Raw genomic sequence first — 19481 nt, 5'->3', positions numbered from 1 at the left:
GACCAAGGGTGCCATCCCTATCAACGGTGGAGATAGTCGACGAGCGACGCCTTCTCCGTCTCCAGCTCCTCGATCGCGCTCTTGACCACGTCGCCGATGCTCACGATGCCCACGAGCCGGCCGTTCTCGACCACCGGCATGTGCCGGAACCGCTGCGTGGTCATGATCTGCCGCAGCGAGTCGACGTTCTCGCCGGGCCCCACCGTGCGCACCTGAGTGGTCATGATCGCGGATACCGGGCCGTCGAGGATCGCCGGGCCGCGGTCGTGCAGGCGGCGCACGACGTCGCGTTCGGACGCGATGCCCTCGATGGTGAGGCCGTCGGTGGAGACCACCACGGCACCGATGTTGCGCTCGGCGAGCGTGGCCAGCAGCTCGCGCACTGTCGCCCCGGGCGACACGGTCGCCACATCACTTCCCTTGGCGCGAAGAATCGTCCCGATGAGCATGTTGCACCACCTCTTGCACCTCAGTCTTCCAGGCCTTGCGTACAGGCAAACAACCCCACGGGGATGCCGTCAAGGGGATCCGGGTTGTAACGGGGCGGTCACTTTTCGTGCCTGGCTGACAACATGTGACCTGCGTCTCATACCTTTCGCGCAAATTCCCACGAAAGCATCGACTACTAGATAACCCGTCAGTAGGGTTGCCACTCATCTCATCCGTAGGCGGCGGAGGTGGTCATGGCGGTAACCCGAGGTCGCCGATGACCCTGTCCGGGTACATCGGACGCCGGGCCGGCTCGACGCTCGGCCAGATCGGTGAGCTGTTCGTCATCGTCCTGGAGGGGCTGCGCAGGACCTGGGACATCAGGCGCTGGTGGTGGGAGTTCGTCGAGCAGTGCTGGTTCCTGGCCCGGGTCACCAGCGTCCCGGTCCTGCTGGTCGCCCTGCCGCTGGGCGCCACCGTGGCGCTCCAGGTGGGCGAGCTGGCCAGGCAGCTCGGCGCCAGCTCCGCGACCGGCAGCGCGGTCTTCGTCGGGCTCATCCGCGAGGTGGCGCCGCTGGCCAGCGCGCTGCTGATCGCCGGGGCCGGCGGCAGCGCGATGACCTCCGACATCGGCGCGCGCCACATCCGCGACGAGCTGAGCGCGATGGAGGTCATGTCGGTCAACCCGATCCACCGCCTGGTCACGCCGCGCATGTGGGCGGCCAGCACGGTCGCGGTCTGCCTGTGCCCGCTGGTCATCCTGGCCGGCGCGAGCGGCGGCTACTTCTTCAACGTCGTCGTGCAGGGTGTCACCCCGGGCGCGTACTTCGACGGCGCGTTCTCCCTGGTCGTCGCCTCCGACCTGTACGTGACGCTGTTCAAGGCGTGGATCTTCGGGTTCATCGCGGCGGCGGTCGCCTGCTACAAGGGCATGACGTGCGCCTCCAGCCCCGTCGGCGTGGGACGGGCGGTCAACCAGGCGACCGTGGTGACGTTCATGCTGGTGTTCGCGTTCAACTACGTGATCTCGGCCGTCTACTTCCTGGCCTACCCGCCGAGGTCGCTGTGATGATGGTGACGCGCACGGCCGGCCTGCGGCTCGCGCTGCGGGGGCGGGACGTCGCCGAGCGGTTCGCGACGCTGGCCGACTGGCCGCTGTTCGTGTGGAAGGTGCTGTTCTACTCCGTACGCGACGTCGTCCTGCGGCTCAAGTTCTTCAAGGTCGTCATCAGGCAGGTCAGCGACGTCGTGGTGGGCGTCGGGGCGACCGTCATCGGCGGCGGCATGATCTTCGTGGTGTTCACGATGGCGTTCGTCGTGGGCGCGACCGTGGGCCTGCAGGGCTACCAGGGGCTGCAGGCGATCGGCGCGGAGTCGTTCATGGGCCTGGTCGGCAGCTTCGCGAACGTCCGCGAGATCACCCCGATCATCGCCGCGACGGCGCTGGCGGCGCAGGTGGGCTCGTCGTTCACGGCGGAGCTGGGCGCGATGCGGATCTCGGAGGAGATCGACGCGCTGGAGGTCATGGGCATCAACGCCTTCACGTACCTGATCTGCACCAGGGTCGTGGCGGCGCTGCTGGCGCTGGTGCCGATCTACCTGATCGCGCTCTTCGCCAGCTTCTTCGCCACCCGGCTGATGTGCACGGTGCTGTTCGGCCTGGCGCCGGGGGTCTACGACTACTACTTCTATCTGTATCTGCCGGTCCGGGACATCGTGTTCAGCGTCACCAAGGTCGGCGTGTTCGCCTTCGCGGTCATCGTGATCCACTGCTACCACGGCTTCCACGCCACCGGCGGCCCGGTGGGCGTGGGCGTGGCGGCGGGCCGCGCCATCCGCCAGTCGATCGTCACGATCGTGCTGCTCAACCTGCTGCTGTCGTACCTGTTCTGGGGCAGCGGCGGCAACATACCGCTGACGGGGTGAGCCGGTGGGCCGATTCCAACTCTCCCTCGCCGCCCGGGTGGGCATCGCGTTCGCCGTGCTCGTCGTGCTCGCCGCGGCCACCCTGTACGTCGTGCGCACCGCCACCGAGCTGAGCGGGACCAGGATCGACGCCGTGTTCGCCAGGGCCGGGCAGGGCATGGACGCCGGCTCCCCCGTCAAGATCCGCGGCATCACGGTCGGCAGGGTGACGAGCGTGTCGCTGGACGCCAAGGGCCGGGCCGTGGTGACCATGCACCTCGACCCGGGCGTCAAGGTGCCGGGGTCCACGGTCGCCTCCGTCGAGCCGGCCTCGGTGTTCGGCCCCAAGTTCCTCGACCTCAAGCCCGGCTCCGGCGAGACCACCGGCCCCTACCTGGCCGGCGGCGCCGTCATCACCGACACCGAGGGCCCGCTCGACCTGTCCGACACGCTCGGCGCCGCCTACCGCGGCCTGGACGCCGTCGACCCGCGCGAGGTCACCGTCATCGTGCACACCCTGGCCCAGGGCCTGGACGGCGAGGGCGAGAACCTGCGCGAGCTGATCGGCGACGCCGGCACGCTCGTCGGCGTCGCGCACCGGCAGCGCGGCCGGGCCCGGCAGTTCCTGCACGACGCCGCCCTGCTGGGCACGGCCCTGCAGGACAAGGGCGACGACCTGGTCTCGATCTCCTCCGACGTCAACGTCATCACCCCCGACCTGCTCGCGCGGGCCGACAAGGTGCGCGCGCTGCTGGACGAGGTCACCTCGGTCTCCGGCCTGGCGGCGCACGGGCTGGCCAAGCACCGCCAGGACCTGCGGGCCGGCGTGCACTCGACCGAGCGGGTGGCCGCGCTCATCTACGCCCAGCTCGGTCTGGCCGGCGACGGCGTACGCGGCCTGAACAGGCTGGTCGACCTGCTCAACGAGCTGATCGAGGCGCCCGGGCCGGGCAACACCCGCCAGCTCCAGGTCGAGGCGTTCGTGGCGACCGACGTCTGCGAGCTGATCGTCGGCATTTGCGGCCCGACCGACGGGAGGCGCTGACATGCGCCGGGCCTGGACGTTCGCGCGGTTCGCGGTCTTCGTCGGCGTGTGCGTGGCGCTGATCGCGGTGATCGGCGTGCAGATCGCCCGGGTGAGCACGGGCGCCGGCTACCCGCTGGTCGCCGTGTTCGACGACGTGTCGGGGCTGAACGAGGGCGACCAGGTGAAGATCGCCGGAGCGCCCGTGGGCCAGGTGGACACGATCAAGGTGGTGGACGGGCGGGCCGAGGTGACCATGGAGGTGCAGCAGGGGATCACCGTGCCCGCCGACACCGAGGCCGCCATCCGCTGGCGCAACGCCGTCGGGCAGCGCGTGGTCTACCTGCTGCCCGGCACCGCGCCCGGAAAGCTGACCTCCGGGGCGCGCATCACCCGTACCTCCTCCGTCGTGGACATCGGCCAGCTGGTCAGCGACCTCGGCCCGCTCACCCGCAGCCTGGACCCCGACCAGATCAACCAGCTCCTCACCGCCGCGGCCAGGTCGCTCAAGGGCAACGAGCGGAACATCCCGAGGCTGCTCGACAACGTCAACGCCATCACCACCACGGTCACCGAGCGCAAGAAGACCATCGAGCAGTTACTGAAGGACTACGCCACCGTCACCGGCGTGGTCGCCCGGCGCGACAAGCAGATCGAGCAGCTCGTCGACAACCTCGTCACGCTGTCGGAGGCGTTCGCCGACAACCGCGAGCTGATCGACGAGTCGCTGGTGGAGCTGTCGACGACCGTGCACACCTCCAACGAGGTGCTCGGCAAGAACGCCGACGAGCTCGGCCGGCTGGTCGACAACCTGTCGGGGCTGACCGGCGGCATCAGGCGGCACGTGAACGAGATCGACAGGACGGTCAGCACGTTCCAGCCGCTGTTCGCCCGCGCGTACCAGACCGTGGACCGCGGCCGCTACTTCATCACCGCGGTCCCGTGCGTGGCGCTGAGCGCCGCGCCCTGCCCGTACGGGATGCAGGCGCCGCCGCCGCTGCGCAACACCCGGGTCCAGAGCACGAAGGACCTGCAGAAGCTCCTGGTGGGCGAGTGATGGCGCTCAAGTCCTTCCGCGACCGCAACCGGATCGTCGTCGGCCTCGTGTCGCTGGCCACGCTCGCCGCGATCCTCGTCGGCACGTTCCTGGTCGGCAACCTGGGGCTGCTGGAGGGCGGCTACTCCATGTCGGGGGTGTTCGTGGACTCCGGCGGGCTGCGCACCGGCAACGACGTCAGGGTCGCCGGGGTGCGCGTCGGCAAGGTCACCGAGGTCCGCGCCGACTACGCGCAGGGCGACGTGGTGGTCACCTGGAAGGTGGACGACGGCGTACGGCTCGGCCGCGGCACCCGGGCCGACATCGCCCTGTCGAACCTGCTCGGCGGCCGGTACGTCAAGCTCACCGGCCCCGTCACGGCCCCGTTCATGGACCAGCTCCCCGAGGGGCAGCGGCGCATCCCCGTGACGCGGACCGGCGTGCCCACCCTGATCAACGACGCCATCAAGGACGCCACCCGGCTGGTCCAGCGCCTGGACACCGACGCCGTGGACGACCTGCTCACCGAGCTGGACAAGGTCGACCTCGGCAAGCGCGGTCGTATCACCCGGCTGCTGCGCAACATCGGCGACCTGTCGGACACGATCAGCAAGAGCGAGCCGCAGCTCCAGCGGCTCATCGACAACGGCACCCGGATCATGGACGTCCTGGAGAAGAAGGACAGGCAGCTCGCGCGGCTCATCGACGCCATCGGCGTCATGCTGGCCGAGCTGCGCCGGCGGCGCGCGGAGCTGCGCACGCTGCTGGGCGACGGCAGCGACCTGGTGCGCAGCACGACCAAGCTGATCAACGAGCACGAGAAGACCCTCGTCCAGGTGCTGGACGACAACGCGGCCATCACGACCCGGCTCAGCGGCAGCAACAAGCAGTTCAATTCGCTCCTGGCATGGGCGGGCCCGACGTTCTCCGGCCTGTCCACGATGGGCGGCCAAGGCCCGTGGCTCGAGGCCATAGCCACGGGCCTCGGCCCCATCAACCCGGAGGTGCTCGCCGCCATCTCCAAGGACAGGAAGAGCGCCAAATGAGACGACTCGTGGCGGTTCTGCTGGCCGTGGCCGGGGTGTTCCTGACGTCGGGGTGCACCGTGCTGGGGCCGGAGCCGTACCGGCTGGTGGCGATCTTCCGCAAGGCGCCCTCCCTGTACGAGCAGGCGCGGGTCAAGGTGATGGGGCTGGACGCCGGATATGTCGAGAAGATCCGGATCGATGGGGACAAGGTGAGGGTCGACCTGCTGGTGGACCGGCAGGTGCCGCTCCCGGCCAAGGTGAAGGCCGTGGTCGCGCCGCAGAACACGCTCGGCGAGCGGAACGTCGTCCTCTACCCCCCGTGGAAGCCCGGCGACCAGAAGGTCGCGCCGGGGACGGTCATCCCCCTGGAGCGCACCGACCTGCCGGTGGAGATCGACGACGCGCTCGACGCGTTCACCAAGCTCACCGACGCGCTCGACGACAAGAAGCTGGGCTCCGTGGCGAGCGACCTGGCCGACGGGGTCAGGGGGCGCGGCAAGACCATCAACAACGCCATCGACGACACCTCCCGGCTCACCGGCACCCTGGCCAAGCAGGACCAGCAGCTCGTCGACCTGGCCAAGGGGCTGAACCGGCTGGCCACCGGCCTCAACCGGCGCGAGAGCCAGGTGACGGGCGCGATCGACGCGTTCGCCGAGGCCAGTTCGATCCTGGCGGAGGAGCGGCGGCGGCTGCGCGACTTCATCACCGGCATCTCGGACTTCGTACGGCGCGGCGACGTGATCATCGAGCAGTACTCCGAGCGGCTCCCCCAGGCCGCCGGGACGCTGGCCGAGCTGGTGCTGACCATGCGGGCCAACAGCGCGTCCGTGGCGCAGGCGATCAAGGGCGCGGCCGACTTCGCCGACGTGGTGATCGACTCGTGGGACAGGAAGCAGCACGTGCTGAAGATCCGCGTCGTGCTCAACGCGATGACCAAGGCGTGGCTGACGCCGCTGTTCCAATCGCTGAACCTGGGGCGGGTGCCGTGCCTGCCCGCCGGGCTGAGCAACTGCCCCTACGAGCAGCAGGGGAGGCGGCGATGAGGGCCCGCCTGCTGGCCGCGATCCTCGCGCTCGCCGTGACGGCGTCGTGCTCGCTCCAGACGCTCGGCGCGACCACCGGCGACCTGACCCTGCACGCGGTCTTCGACGACGTGCAGAGCCTGGTGGCCGGGCACAGCGTGCAGATCTCCGACGTACGGGTGGGCACGGTCACCGACATCCGGCTGGAGGGCTACCGGGCCAAGGTGACGATGTCGATCGTGTCCAGGTACCGGGTGCCGGAGGGCAGCACGGCCACCGTGGCCAAGACGTCGGTGCTGGGCGAGAACTACGTCCTGCTCACGCCGCCCGCGGGCAAGGACCTGGCCACGGGGCCGTACCTGAGCAACGGCGCCACCATCGCCGACACGTCGGTCGAACCGGACATCGAGCAGGTCACCGCGAAGGCCGGGCCGCTCATCGAGGCGCTCGGCGCGCAGGACGTGAACGCCATCCTCGACGCGGCCTCCACCGCCTTCGCAGGGAAGGGCGACGACGTCAACAAGCTGATCAAGCAGACGGCAGAGGTCACCGACGCCTACGCCGCGGCCCGCCAGGACCTGGGCACCAGCATCGACGCCCTGGCCAAGTTGGGCGACGACCTCGCCAAGGGCAGCGGCGAGCTGGACCGGCTGCCGGGCACGCTGGCCGCGGCCACCGCGCGGATCGCGCACGGGCGCAAGCACGTCAAGAAGACGATCATCGCGCTGACCCGGCTCGCCAAGGAGGCCAACCTCACCGTCTACCCGCGCCACGCCGCCCGGCTGCGGACGCTGCTGCTGGAACTGGAGGCCATCTCGTCGGCGATGCAGCGGGGCAAGGAGGACCTGAAGACGCTGGTGGCGCGGCTGCAGAAGTTCATCGACGCGCCGCCGATCACGGCCAACGGGCAGGTGCTGATCTACCTGTGGCTGAAGGGCGTCCTGCTGCCCAAGAAGTCGTCGCAGGGGCTGCTGCCGAACCGGATCGAGGACTTCCGCCTGCTCCTGGAGCCGCCGCGATGAAAAACCGGATCTATCTGAACCTGGGCTTCTTCGCCGTCCTGGGCGTGGTCATGACCGTCTGGGCGTTCAGCACGATCATCCGGCTCGACGCCATCGAGCGGCCCTACCGGGTCTCGGCCGAGTTCGTGTCGTCGCCGGGGCTCATCCGGGGGTTCGACGTGGCGTACCTGGGGGTGCGGGTCGGCAAGATCGGCGACGTGCGGCTGGCGCCGGGCAAGATCGTGGTCGGTCTCGACATCGACAGGGGGATCCGGCTGCCCCGGGGCGCCACGGCCGAGGTGCGGCGCAAGTCGGCCATCGGGGAGCCGTACGTGGAGCTCTCGCCGCCCGCCACCGGCGTGAAGGGCCCCACGCTCGCGGCCGGGGACACGATCCCGCTGGCCAAGACGTCGGTGCCGCTCGACTACAAGAAGCTGTTCGAGGGTGTCGGCAAGCTGCTGAACGCGGTGCCGCCCCGGGACGCGAAGACGATCACCCATGAGCTGGCCGTCGCGCTGGACGGGCGGGCCCCGGCGATCAGGAACATCATCGACGACGCCCACTCCCTGACCGGCACGCTGGCCGACAACGCCGCCGTCCTCGACGACCTGTCGGTGCAGCTCACCCGGCTCACCCACACGCTGGCCGGCAAGCGGGGCGAGCTGGCCTCCGGGATCACCGACCTGAGCACGGTGACGAGCACGCTGCGCGCCTCCCGTGCCGACCTGAACACCTTCCTCGACCGGGGGCCGGGGGTGTTCGCCCGGCTGGACGCGGCCGTCAAGAAGTCCAGGCCGGGGTTCTCTTGCCTGCTGACGGCGCTGGGGCAGCCGCATCGACCGGCGTTCTCGGCGCAGACCGAGCGGAACGTGCACCACCTGCTCAGCATCGTCCCGACCGCGCTCAGCCTGGCGGACGACATCAGCGACCGGCACGGCGACACCGTCTACGGGAGGGCGGCGTTCATCTTCAGCGTGCCGGGCGGGCCGACCCCGGCCGAGGAGTACGCCGGCGCGGTCGGGCCTCCGACGGTGCCCGCCCTGCGCTCCTGCCCCTCCCCCGCCGCTTCCCCGGACTCCGACGGCTCCCGCGCAGATCGCCGTACAGATCCCCATCAGGACGCCGCCGGACCGGCGGACACCGCCCCACCCGCCTCGCCCGCCGAGTCCGCGCGCCCGGTGGCGAGGAACACCGAGAAACCGAAACAGCGGCCCGAGGCCACCCCGTCGCCCAGCGGCGCGGCGGCCGCCGGGCCCGTGTCCCGCACCCCGCCGAACGCCACCCCGCTGATTGCCGGGATATTCCTCGCCGTGGTGGCCGGCGGTGGCATCGTGGGCTGGATCGCGACGGGCCGGGCCGCCCGCCGCCGTGAGGAGTCGAGATGACCACCAAGCAGGACCTCGCCGAGGACGCCCGCACCGATGAGGCCCCCTCCGAGGCGGCCTCTTCCGAGGAGGAGCAGCCCACGGTGGCGGAGGCGGCGCCCAACGAAACCGAAGAGGCGGCGGGCGGCAAGGGCGGTGGGCGCGTCACGCGGGCCCGGGTGCTCGGGACGCTGGCGGCGATGCTGGTGGCCGCGCTCGCCGCCACCGCCGTGCTGCAGTGGATCTCCGCCTCGCAGGCCGAGGACGCGCGGGCCAGGCTCGAGTCCGAGCGCGCGCTGCGCCTGGAGGTGTCGGGGGCGGCGAGCGCGTTCAGCAAGGCGCTGCTCAGCTACGACTACCAGAACCTCCAGAACACCCGCTCCACCCTCGCCGCCCAGGCCACGGGCGACTTCCTGGCCACCTACGACGCGGCGTTCGGCGGAGCGATGGCGCAGGTCATCGTCAAGCTCAAGGCCACCTCGCAGGCCACGGTGCGCGAGGTCTACCTGGCCGACGTGGACGAGGCCACCGCGCACGCCATCGTCGTGGTGGACCAGCAGGTGAACACCTCCGAAGCGATCCGCTCCGTCAAGGACTCGCACCTTAAGATCAGCCTTGTGAAGGAGAAGGGGACCTGGAAGATCCATGACGTGACCGTTCTCGGCGCGGCCTCGGAGGACCAGTACAACCTCACCGGCGACAAGAAGAAGGACTGACCATCGGTTCTTTAGCGATGGGTGGCCGCCCCGACGAGGTGCGCGCCCCGGAAGACTGGCTCACCGAGGTGGAGACCGAGCGGGCCGGGCGGTTCAGGTTCGAGGCGGATCGGGCCAGCTTCGTCGCCGCTCACCTGCTCGTACGGCTGTGCGCCGCCGCCGTGCTCGACGTCGAGCCGCAGGGGCTGACCCTGCTGCAGCGCTGCGACCTGCACGGCCTCGGGCACGGGAAGCCGTACATCGAGCAGGCGCCCGAGCTGGGCGTCAGCTTCAGCCACACGCGCGGCTACGTGTGCGCGGCGGCCGGTCCCGGCAAGGTCGGCGTGGACGCGGAGCACGTGCCGCCGGGGCCGCTGGACCCGCTGCTCGCGGAACGGGTGCTCACCCCGCGCGAGCGGGCGATGGTCACCGGCAACGACGAGCTGATCCGGCACTGGACGCGCAAGGAGGCGCTGATCAAGCGCGGCGAGCTGACGCTCGACAGGCTCCGCGCGGGCGGCGACGACCTCGAGGGCCGCCACCTGCTCGAGTGGAGCGTGGGGCCGGACATCAGAGTGGCCGTTGTCACGGACACCCCCGCGAGGAGGGTGCCCATCCCCGGATAGACTTGTCCACATGTTCTACCGGAAATCCCTGGAGGAGCGGATCGCCGACCGCATGGCCCAGCGGCGGCCCCTCGAAGAGGGGAAGACGTTCGAGCACGGGCCGGCCAAGTTCGTGTTCATCTCCTTCATCGTCATCGTCGTGCTGATGCACGTGATCGGCGTCGCCATCGCCATGCACTACTTCAGCTGACCCGTCCCCTGCCCCCGTCAGCGGCGGCGGGTCGGAGTGGGGTCGAGGAAGACCTGGCTGATCCCCGAGAAGCGCTCCCGCAGCCGCCGGTCCACCTCGTCGCAGGCGATCTCCACACCCGCCGCGCTCGCCACGTCCACGAAGTCGATCTTGGCGGCCACCAGGATGGAGCCGGGCCCAATCATCATGGTGAGCAGCTCGACCACCTCCTCCACCTCCGGCTGGGCCGTCAGCTCGGCCCGGATGCCCTCCTCGACGTGCGCGGGCGCGGCCTGGCCGATGAGCAGCGAGATGTTCGACCGGATCAGGATGAGCGCCACCACCAGCAGGAGCAGGCCGATCCCGGCCGACGCCAGGCCGTCCCACAGCGCCGAGCCCGTCAGCTGCGACCCGGCCAGCCCGGCGGCCGCGATGACCAGGCCCACGAGGGCGGCCGCGTCCTCGAACAGCACGGCCTTCAACGGGGTGTCGGAGGTGATCCGCACCAGCCGGACCGGGTCGAGCTCGTGCCTGGCGGCCTGCCTTCGCAGCTGGGAGAGGGCCTTGGTGAACGAGACGGCCTCGATGGCGAACGCGATGGCCAGCACGATGTACGACGGGGTGAGGTTCCTCAGCTCCTCGCCCTTCTCGATCACGTGCAGTCCGTGCGTGATCGAGAACCCGGCCCCGCCCACCAGCGTCGCGACCGCCGCCATCATGGCCCAGAAGAACCCGCTCTTGCCGTGGCCGAACGGATGCCGCCGGTCCGGCGGCCGGCCCGCGCGGCGCACCGCCACCAGCAACAACAGCTCGGTCACGGTGTCCGCGGCCGAGTGGGCCGCCTCCGACAGCATCGCCGCCGAGCCGCTGAGGAGACCCGCGAAGAGTTTGGCCACGGCGATCGTCAGATTGGCCGCACCCGCCACCAGGACGGTGCTCAGGCTCTCCCCCGATTCCCGCTGCTCCATAGCGCCTCACTCTACGTGCGCTAGATTGGAGATCATGAGCGCGCCTCGTTGGCTTTCACCCGCCGAACAGCGTGCCTGGCGCACGCATCTGGCGCTGCACAAGCTCCTCATGCACCGGCTCGACCGGGAGCTGCAGGAGCACCAGCTCTCGTTGAACGACTACGAGATCCTGGTCAACCTCTCGGAGAACGAGGGGCGGCGGATGCGGATGAGCGACCTGGCCGACGCGACGATCCAGTCACGCAGCCGGCTGTCGCACCAGATCTCCCGCATGGAGGCCAAGGGACTGGTGACCAGGGAGGACTGCCGCGACGACCGGCGGGGCACGTTCGCGGTGCTGACCGACGAGGGCTGGGAGACGATCCAGCGGGTGGCGCCGGACCACGTGGCGAGCGTGCGCGAGCACTTCGTCGATCGGCTCACCGACGAGCAGCTCGAAGCGATCGAGGCGGCCTACGGGCCGATCGTCGAGCGCCTGAAAAAACTGCGCTGAAGAAATTGCGCTGAAACAGTTGCGCTGACACCCAACCGATATCCGCGACGCCGCACGGCGTTCCCAGGCGGTGGATACGATCCGCACATGCTCAGAAAGCTTCTGATCGTCGCCGTTCTCGCGCTGGTGTCGGCGTGCTCGTCGGGCGGCGGCGGCGAGCTGCCCGCCGGTCCCGACCTGATGAAGAAGGCCTCCGAGGCCATGAAGGGCGTCAAGTCGGCCAGCTTCTCGATCGCGACCGAGGGCAAGCCCAAGGTGCCGGTCAAGAAGGCGGACGGCAGGCTCACCGCCGCCGGTGACGCCGACGGCACGATCACGATCGACATCCTGGGCAGCCTGCAGGAGGTCAGCTTCGCCCTGGTCGGGGACACCGTGCACTTCAAGGGACCGACGGGCGGCTTCCAGAAGATGACGCGGCAGCAGCTCGCGCAGTTCTACGACCCCTCGGTGATCCTCGAGCCGACCAAGGGCATCGCGCAGCTGCTCGCCTCCGCGACCGAGCCCCAGGTGGAGGCGCTGGAGGGCGACGCGTACCGGGTGGCCACCGCCTTCCCCGGGCAGGCCATCGGCCAGATCATCCCCGGCGTCACGCAGGCCGTGAACGGCAAGGTCTGGCTCGACAAGACCACCAGCCGCCTGACCAAGGCCAGCCTGCCGCTGCAGGATGGCACGGTGACGGTGTCGTTCAGCGACTACGACGCGCCGGTCACGATCACGCCGCCCGCCGCCGGATGAGACGCGCCCGCCGGGTCGTCCTCGGCGCCGGGGGCGCGGTGGTGCTGCTGGCCGCGCTCGACGCGTACGTGGTGGTCACGGTCCTCATCGACATCGCCGAGGACGTGGGCATCCCGCTGAACCACCTGGAGCGGGCCACCCCGATCGTGACGGGGTTCCTGCTCGGGTACGTCGCCGCGATGCCGCTCCTCGGCCAGCTCTCCGACCGCTACGGGCGGCGGCCGCTGATCCACGCCTGCCTGGCGGCGTTCGCGCTCGGCTCGGTGCTGACGGCGCTGGCCGCCGGCGAGGTGATGGTGGTGGCCGGGCGCACGGTGCAGGGGGTGGCGGGCGGGGCGTTGCTGCCGATCACGATGGCGCTCATCGGCGACCTTTGGGACGAGCGCGAGCGGCCGGTGGCGCTGGGGGCCGTGGGGGCGGCGCAGGAGCTCGGGAGCGCCCTCGGGCCCCTGTACGGCGGGGTGCTGGCGCTGATCCCGAGCACCGTGGTGGCGGGGGTGGAGCTGGGCGGCTGGCATGCCATCTTCTGGATCAACCTCCCGCTCGCCGCGCTGGCCGCCGTCGCGGTCCACTTCACCGTCCCCTCCGGCCCACCCGCCCGCCCCAACCTGCCACACGCCACCACGACCACCCCCGAGCCCGTGCTCTCCCCAGAGGCCACTCCCGGCACGGCACTCCCGTCAGCGAGCACGTCCAGCGCGGCGGCGCCCTCAGCCGGCACCTCTGACGCCGCACTCTCCACGACCCCCACCGGCGGCACGGCCGGCCAGGTCGAGCCCGGCGGAGCCGCAGGCGAGACGGCCGTCGACACCGGTGCCGACGCGGCGGCGCATCGCGCGGGCGACTCCGGCGCGGCCACGGGGACGGCCGCCGATGGCGGTCGGGTGGAGGTCGCCGAGGGGAAACGGCGTGTGGACGTCGTCGGCGGGGCGCTGCTGGCGCTGGCGCTCGCGCTGCTGGTCGTGGGCCTGTACAACCCCGACCCCGCCAAGACCGTGCTCCCCCCGTGGGGCCTGCCCGTGATCGCCGCCGGAGCGCTGGCGGCCGGGATCTTCGTGTGGTGGGAGATCCGCTCCCCCGTACGCCTGCTCGACCTCTCCGCCACCCGCAAGGGCCCTCTGCTCGCCACCCTGGCCGTGAGCTTCCTGGCCGGGGCGGCGCTCCTGGTGACCATGGTGTTCGTCCAGTTCACCGCCCAGACCCTGCTCGGCGAGGACGCGCTGGGAGCGTCGCTGGTCCTGGCCAGGTTCCTGGCCGCGCTCACCGTGGGCGCCCTGCTGGGCGGCCTCCTGGCCCGCAGGCTGGGCGACGGCGTCGTCGCGGTGGCGGGCATGGTGCTCGGCGCGGCCGGCTACTGGCTGATGAGCCGGTGGCCGCTAGAGCTCGAGAGCGCCGGGCTCCTCGTGGACGTCGACCTGGTGGTCGCCGGTCTGGGGCTGGGTCTGGTCATCGCCCCGGTCTCGTCGGCGGTGCTGCGCGTGACCTCGGCGGCCCAGCACGGCGTGGCGTCGGCGGCGGTCGTGGTGGCCAGGATGATGGGCATGCTGATCGGCATCGCGGCGGTGTCGGCGTGGGGCTTCTACCGGTTCCAGTCGCTGACCGCGCATCTGGACACACCGCTGCCGTTCGGCGTGGACACGGTGACGTACCAGCGGCAGCTGGCCGAGTACACCGCGAAGGTGCAGGCGGCGCTGCACACGGAGTACACGGAGATGTTCCTGGTCACGGCGTTCATCTGCCTGCTGGGCGCGGCCGTCGCGCTGCTGATGCCCCGCGCCCGGCACGACGCGCCCTCCACGCCCGCCTGAGAGGCGGGCGCGGAGAGCCGTCGGTCACGGGGACAGGCGGTGCAGGTCGCGGGGGAAGGCGGTGGTCTGGCGGATGTTGGCGGCCCCGGTCAGCCGCGCCGTCCACCGTTCCAGCCCGAGCGCGAACCCGCCGTGCGGCGGCATCCCGTACCGGAACGCCTGCAAGTACCCCTCGTACGCCTCCAGGCCCTCGCCCCGGGCGGCCAGCGCGGCCACGTAGTCCGGGTACCGGTGCAGCCGCTGCCCGCCGGTGACCAGCTCCAGCCCCCTGAACAGCAGGTCGAACCCGTTGGAGCAGCCGGGCCGCGCGGGGTCCGGGTGGGTGTAGAAGGGCCGCTTGGACATCGGGTAGCCGGTGACGAACAGGAACTCCGACCCGTGCTCCTTCGCCGCCCACTCGCACAGCCACCGCTCCTGCGCGGGCGACAGGTCCGGCTCGGCCGAGCCGGTCAGCTCCTGCGCCTCGGTGAAGTGGATGGCCGGGATCTCGGCGGGCACCTCGGGCAGGACCGCCCCGGCGCGTTCGACGGCGGACGGGGCGCGGCACCGTACCGACTCCAGCATGCCCGCCACCACCTCCCGCAGCACCGCCATCACGTCGCGGTGGTCCCGGACGAAGCCCAGCTCGGCGTCGAGGCTGGTGTACTGGGCCAGATGGCGTACGGTGTCGTGCGGCTCGGCGCGGAAGACGGGACCGACCTCGTAGACCCGCTCGAACACCCCCACCATCGCCTGCTTGTAGAACTGCGGCGACTGGGCCAGGTAGGCGCGGCTGCCGAAGTAGTCGATGCCGAAGACGTTCGCGCCCGACTCGGTGGCCGAGGCGACGATCTTCGGCGTGTGGATCTCGGTGAACCCGAGCCCGTCGAGCGTCTCGCGGAAGCCCGCCACGCTCGCGGCCGAGATCTCCAGCGGCGCGCTGAGCAGCGGATGCCGCAGCGCGACCGGCGCGTGGTCGAGGATCGTCGGCAGCCCGGCCGACACGACGGGCCGGTAGAGGTCGAACGGCGGCGCCGCGCACGGCTCCGTCACCACCTCGATCTCCGGCTCGACCAGCTCGACGCCTCCGGGCGCCTGTGGGCTGGCGGTCACGGTGCCGGTGACCTCGACGACGCTCTCCTCGCCGGGCAGGTCGCTCGCGGCGACCACCTGGGCCAGGCCGGTACGGTCCCTGACGACGAGGAAGGACACGGATTTCAGCTGCCGGCGGCGATGGACCCAGCCGGCGATCGTCACTCGTTGGCCGGCGTGCTCAGCGAGCTCCGCCGACATGACACGAGAGATCATTACAGCTCCTCACGAGGAATTGCATGACCCCTTGGGAGTGCGGGGGAGAAGGGAGCTCCCGGTGCCACCGCACTTTCGCCGCCTCAGCGGAGGCGGCCTCGACGACCCGATGACGGGGGTCAGGCCGGCGGGGCATTTCCTCCCCGCACTCGGGAGTGTCTTCACCAGCGGAGCACGGGACCGCCTTCGCAGCTACCGGCGGCTCTCTCGACCCCTGCGGACCTCTGGCTACTCGTCTCCGTCGACGCGTTGCCGTAGATCCTATGGCCGGGCCCGGGGGAACGGCAAAGCCATTCCCCGGGCGCCGCACGCGTTACTTGTCCTTCTTGGCCCGCTTCTCCCGGATTTTCATCGTGACCTCGATCGGCGAGCCGGCGAACCCGAACTCCTCCCGGATGCGCCGCTCGATGAAGCGCCGGTAGGTGTCCTCCAGCCATCCCGACGTGAACAGCACGAACTTCGGCGGCTCCACGGAGGCCTGCGTGGCGAAGAGGATCTTGGGCTGCTTGCCGCCCCGCACCGGCGGCGGTGTCTGCTGCACCAGCTCCGTCAGGAACGCGTTGAGGCGGGCGGTGGGCACCCGGGTGGACCAGGAGTCGAGCGCCTTCTCCAGGGCGGGCACCAGCCGGTCGATGTGCCGGCCCGTCAGGGCGGAGATGTTGACCCGCAGCGCCCACGGGGTGCGGACGAGCTGCCGATCGATCTCCTTCTCCAGGTAGTAGCGGCGGTCCTCGTCGACCAGGTCCCACTTGTTGAAGGCGACGACCATCGCCCGGCCCGACTCGATGACCAGGCCGATGATGCGCAGGTCCTGCTCGGTGAGGATCTGGCTGGCGTCGATGAGCACGACGGCCACCTCGGTGCGCTCCAGCGCGGCGCGGGTGCGCATGGCCGCGTAGAAGTCGGCCCCCTGCAGCTCGCGGTCGCGCCGCCGGATGCCGGCCGTGTCGACGAACCGCCAGGTGCGCCCGCCCAGCTCGATCAGCTCGTCGACCGGGTCGCGGGTGGTGCCGGCCATGGGGTCGACCAGCACCCGCTCCTCGCCCGCGAGCTTGTTGAGCAGCGAGGACTTGCCGACGTTGGGCTTGCCGAGCAGCGCGACGCGGGCCGGGCCGCGCTCGGTCTCGAAGCCGAGCGCGGGCGTCTCGGGCAGCGCGTCGAGCACCACGTCGAGCAGGTCGCCGCTGGAGCGCCCGTGCAGGGCCGAGACGGGGTACGGCTCGCCGAGGCCGAGCGACCACAGCGCGGCGGCCTCCAGCTCGAGCGGCTGGTTGTCGACCTTGTTGGCGGCCAGGACGACCGGCTTGCCGGACTGCCGCAGGATCGAGCCCACGACCTCGTCGGCGTCGGTCGCGCCCACGGTGGCGTCGACGACGAACACGATCACGTCGGCCAGCTCGACGGCGACCTGGGCCTGCTCGGCGATGCGCAGGTTCATCCCGGTGGCGTCGGGGTCCCAGCCGCCGGTGTCGACCACCGTGAAGCGGCGGCCACGCCAGTTGGCGTCGTACGTGACCCGGTCGCGCGTGACGCCCGGCACGTCCTCCACGACCGCCTCGCGGCGGCCGATGATGCGGTTGACCAGCGTGGACTTGCCTACATTAGGCCGCCCCACGATGGCGACGACCGGCAACGGCGTAGTGTCGCCGTGCTCGGTGATCTCAAGGTCGTCGAGGCCGGCCTCGACCCAATCCCCCGTTGGCACGAAATTTCATCCTTTGTGAGTACCGCACCCTCAGGTGCGCTCGTGTACATGGTCGCGGCCGCTTCGGAACTCGTTGGCTCCGCTCTCTCCTTCCGAGCTCCTCCGCTCTGCGACCAGTCTCAACACCTCAGCGATGACCTCTTCCAGGTTCAACGGCGTGGTGTCGAGCTCGACGGCGCCATCCGCCATCGAGAGTGGGTCCGTCTTGCGGGTCGAGTCGAGGGTGTCACGCTTGGCCATGGCCTCCTGCTGCGCCGCCACCGTCGAGCCGGCCAGCTCGGCGTTGCGCCGCCGGGCACGGGCCTCCGGGCTGGCCGTCAGGTAGACCTTGACGGCAGCCTCGGGCCAGACGGCCGTGCCGATGTCGCGGCCCTCGACCACGATGTCACCGGCCCCGATGAGCTCCCGCTGGAGCGCGACCAGGCGGGCCCGGACCTCGGAGACGGCCGCCACGGCGGAGACCGCGCTGGTGACCTCGGACTCCCTGATCGGACCCGCCACGTCGACGCCGTCGACGTGGATCGTGGGACCGTCGGGGTCGGTGCCGGACTCGATGCGCGGCTCGCCGCAGCGGGCGGCCACGGCGGCGGGGTCGGTCAGGTCGACGGACTGCCGGAGCATCCACCAGGTCATCGCCCGGTACATCGCCCCGGTGTCGAGGTAGCGCAGGCCCAGCGCCCGGGCGACCCCGCGCGACGCGCTCGACTTACCCGACCCCGAAGGACCGTCCATGGCGACGACCAGACCGGTCACGGCCTCTCCCTCTTCACGAGCTTCTCAAGAACCCCAACCTGAAGAGGCTACCGTGTCCGGCTCAGTCGGCGATCCAGCTTCCGTGGAAGCCGAGCGGGACACGGGCCGGCAGGTGGACGGTGGCGACGGGCTCGCCGGTGAAGTCCTGCGCGGACAGGATCATCAGGTCGGCCGCTCCCCTGGCCTCGTTGTTGACGAGGGCGAGCACGTACCCGTCGTCCTCGGCCGCGCCGGAGGCCACGAACGCGGGCTCGCCGACGTACGCGCCCCGCCCGAACTGCCGCCACTCCTGCGTCCCCCGCACCAGGTCGTGCTTGATGAGCGTGTTGTCGAAGGCCTGGTCGGGCAGGTCCTCCAGCTCGCTGTCGGCCCGGTAGAGCACGTCGTGAAGGTCGCGGGCGGCCGAGGTGTAACCGTAGCGGTACGGCCGGCCGGTGCGGCGCTCGTCCATGCGCGGGAACTCCTGCGGCCGGTCGTCCAGCCGCGTCTGCCGGACCTTGCCGGCGGCCGGGTCGATCGTCCACCGGTCGAGCGTCGGCAGTCCGCCCAGGTCGAGCCGGGCGTCCACGAACCGCTTGGGGTAGCGGACCACGTCCACGACCACCTCGTCGCCGTCGTCGTAGGCGTTGAGCGTGTGGAACACCCAGCACGGGTCCACCTCCACCCACCGCACGTCGCCGCTCTCGCGCGACATGAGCCCGACCCGGGCGCCGTGGGCGTCGTTCCACGCGTACGGCAGCGGAACGCCCTTCTCCGCATGGACCTGGCTGAACGTGACCGGCAGGTCGTAGATCACCACGTACCGCTCGGTGAGCGCGAAGTCGTGCAGCATCGGCGCGTCGGCGATGGGGATGTCCCTGATCCGCGTCACCGACCCCTTGGGGTCGATCACGATGTGCTGGTGGTGGTCCCAGCCGAAGAAGTAGGCCAGCGCGTGCAGCTCGCCGCTGACCGGGTCGAGGTGGGTGTGCGCGGCGTACCCGCCGGGCAGGCCGCCGTCGAAGTCGCACGTGCCGACGGTGTCGAGCTCGTAGTCCAGCTCGTACGGCAGGGGCCCGGCCTCGACGGTCGCGAACGTGCGCCCGGCCAGCCCGATGACGTGCGTGTTGGCGGCGAAGTCCCAGTTCTTGTGCAGCGGCCCCGGCCGGGGCGGCTCGCCGAGCCGTTCGGCGACGCGGGCGCTGCGTACCCAGCGGTTGCGGTACCACTCGGCGCGGCCGTCGCGCAGCCGCACGCCGTGCACCATGCCCTCGCCGAGGAACAGGTGGCTTGCCGTGGGGTCGTCGAGGCTGAGCGGGTTGGGGCCGTTGCGCAGGTAGCGGCCGTTCAGCTCGGCCGGGATGCGGCCGGTGACGTCCAGGTCGAAGGCCGTGATCTCATCGGTCACGGGCGCGAACCCGCCGGTGAAGGGCGTCATGTCACGTTCCTCT

The 19481-nt window shown here is 70.9% G+C and carries 20 protein-coding genes; 14 read left to right on the top strand and 6 right to left on the bottom strand.

Annotation, left to right across the window (positions count from 1 at the left end; translation table 11 throughout):
- Positions 1-20 precede the first annotated feature (20 nt).
- Complete coding sequence (locus AB0L65_RS18745) at positions 21-449, bottom strand: CBS domain-containing protein (RefSeq protein WP_364246748.1); 429 nt, start codon at positions 447-449, stop codon at positions 21-23.
- Positions 450-706: 257 nt separating this feature from the next.
- On the opposite strand from AB0L65_RS18745, the gene AB0L65_RS18740 reads away from it, so the two are divergent.
- Genes AB0L65_RS18740 through AB0L65_RS18690 form a run of 11 tightly spaced genes read left to right on the top strand, consistent with a single transcriptional unit; the run spans position 707 to position 10323 of the window.
- Positions 707-1498: an ABC transporter permease gene (locus AB0L65_RS18740; RefSeq protein WP_350726465.1), complete on the top strand. Its 792-nt coding sequence runs from the start codon at positions 707-709 to the stop codon at positions 1496-1498.
- Positions 1498-2355, top strand: a complete 858-nt coding sequence (locus AB0L65_RS18735; protein ID WP_364246745.1) for an ABC transporter permease — start codon at positions 1498-1500, stop codon at positions 2353-2355. The genes AB0L65_RS18740 and AB0L65_RS18735 overlap by 1 nt, the downstream gene beginning before the upstream one ends.
- A 4-nt stretch (positions 2356-2359) precedes the next feature.
- Positions 2360-3379, top strand: a complete 1020-nt coding sequence (locus AB0L65_RS18730) for an MlaD family protein (RefSeq protein WP_364246742.1) — start codon at positions 2360-2362, stop codon at positions 3377-3379.
- A gap of 1 nt (position 3380) precedes the next feature.
- Positions 3381-4415 carry an MlaD family protein gene (locus tag AB0L65_RS18725; RefSeq protein ID WP_364246740.1) on the top strand — a complete coding sequence of 345 codons (1035 nt, stop codon included), beginning with the start codon at positions 3381-3383 and terminating at the stop codon, positions 4413-4415.
- Positions 4415-5440, top strand: a complete 1026-nt coding sequence (locus AB0L65_RS18720; protein ID WP_364246737.1) for an MlaD family protein — start codon at positions 4415-4417, stop codon at positions 5438-5440. Before AB0L65_RS18725 ends, AB0L65_RS18720 begins: the two co-directional genes overlap by 1 nt.
- A complete protein-coding gene (locus AB0L65_RS18715; RefSeq protein WP_355191969.1) occupies positions 5437-6468 on the top strand; it encodes an MCE family protein in 1032 nt (343 codons plus the stop codon). Before AB0L65_RS18720 ends, AB0L65_RS18715 begins: the two co-directional genes overlap by 4 nt.
- Complete coding sequence (locus AB0L65_RS18710; protein ID WP_363963930.1) at positions 6465-7469, top strand: MCE family protein; 1005 nt, start codon at positions 6465-6467, stop codon at positions 7467-7469. The genes AB0L65_RS18715 and AB0L65_RS18710 overlap by 4 nt, the downstream gene beginning before the upstream one ends.
- Positions 7466-8833 (top strand): MCE family protein, encoded by a 1368-nt coding sequence (locus AB0L65_RS18705; RefSeq protein WP_364246734.1) that lies wholly within the window; start codon positions 7466-7468, stop codon positions 8831-8833. Before AB0L65_RS18710 ends, AB0L65_RS18705 begins: the two co-directional genes overlap by 4 nt.
- Positions 8830-9528 (top strand): hypothetical protein, encoded by a 699-nt coding sequence (locus AB0L65_RS18700; protein ID WP_364246731.1) that lies wholly within the window; start codon positions 8830-8832, stop codon positions 9526-9528. The genes AB0L65_RS18705 and AB0L65_RS18700 overlap by 4 nt, the downstream gene beginning before the upstream one ends.
- Before the next feature lie 17 nt (positions 9529-9545).
- Positions 9546-10133 carry a 4'-phosphopantetheinyl transferase superfamily protein gene (locus tag AB0L65_RS18695; protein WP_364246728.1) on the top strand — a complete coding sequence of 196 codons (588 nt, stop codon included), beginning with the start codon at positions 9546-9548 and terminating at the stop codon, positions 10131-10133.
- Positions 10134-10143: 10 nt separating this feature from the next.
- Entirely contained in the window at positions 10144-10323 is a 180-nt protein-coding gene (locus AB0L65_RS18690) for a hypothetical protein (RefSeq protein WP_350726448.1), read from the top strand.
- Positions 10324-10340: 17 nt separating this feature from the next.
- Here AB0L65_RS18690 and AB0L65_RS18685 read toward each other — a convergent pair whose 3' ends face one another.
- Positions 10341-11270, bottom strand: coding sequence for a cation diffusion facilitator family transporter (locus AB0L65_RS18685; RefSeq protein WP_364246726.1), 930 nt, complete (start codon positions 11268-11270; stop codon positions 10341-10343).
- 34 nt (positions 11271-11304) lie between these two features.
- Here AB0L65_RS18685 and AB0L65_RS18680 point away from each other — a divergent pair, with 34 nt between their 5' ends.
- The 3 genes from AB0L65_RS18680 to AB0L65_RS18670 all read left to right on the top strand — a co-directional run bounded on the left by AB0L65_RS18680 (position 11305) and on the right by AB0L65_RS18670 (position 14306).
- Positions 11305-11763, top strand: a complete 459-nt coding sequence (locus AB0L65_RS18680) for a MarR family transcriptional regulator (protein WP_364246723.1) — start codon at positions 11305-11307, stop codon at positions 11761-11763.
- 87 nt (positions 11764-11850) lie between these two features.
- Complete coding sequence (locus AB0L65_RS18675; RefSeq protein WP_364246720.1) at positions 11851-12498, top strand: LppX_LprAFG lipoprotein; 648 nt, start codon at positions 11851-11853, stop codon at positions 12496-12498.
- Positions 12495-14306: an MFS transporter gene (locus AB0L65_RS18670; RefSeq protein WP_364246716.1), complete on the top strand. Its 1812-nt coding sequence runs from the start codon at positions 12495-12497 to the stop codon at positions 14304-14306. The genes AB0L65_RS18675 and AB0L65_RS18670 overlap by 4 nt, the downstream gene beginning before the upstream one ends.
- Positions 14307-14330: 24 nt before the next feature.
- Here AB0L65_RS18670 and aspS read toward each other — a convergent pair whose 3' ends face one another.
- The 4 genes from aspS to AB0L65_RS18650 form a co-directional block, all read right to left on the bottom strand.
- Positions 14331-15593 (bottom strand): aspartate--tRNA(Asn) ligase, encoded by a 1263-nt coding sequence (gene aspS, locus AB0L65_RS18665; protein ID WP_364246713.1) that lies wholly within the window; start codon positions 15591-15593, stop codon positions 14331-14333.
- A gap of 313 nt (positions 15594-15906) precedes the next feature.
- Positions 15907-17253: a ribosome biogenesis GTPase Der gene (der, locus tag AB0L65_RS18660; RefSeq protein WP_364247454.1), complete on the bottom strand. Its 1347-nt coding sequence runs from the start codon at positions 17251-17253 to the stop codon at positions 15907-15909.
- Between the two features lie 75 nt (positions 17254-17328).
- Positions 17329-18051, bottom strand: a complete 723-nt coding sequence (cmk, locus tag AB0L65_RS18655) for a (d)CMP kinase (protein WP_364246710.1) — start codon at positions 18049-18051, stop codon at positions 17329-17331.
- 61 nt (positions 18052-18112) lie between these two features.
- Complete coding sequence (locus AB0L65_RS18650) at positions 18113-19468, bottom strand: carotenoid oxygenase family protein (RefSeq protein WP_364246707.1); 1356 nt, start codon at positions 19466-19468, stop codon at positions 18113-18115.
- Between the last annotated feature and the right edge of the window lie 13 nt (positions 19469-19481).

The sequence above is a fragment of the Nonomuraea sp. NPDC052116 genome, from assembly GCF_040680035.1.
Taxonomy (GTDB): domain Bacteria; phylum Actinomycetota; class Actinomycetes; order Streptosporangiales; family Streptosporangiaceae; genus Nonomuraea; species Nonomuraea angiospora_A.
This window is presented reverse-complemented; position numbering and strand designations above follow the sequence as displayed.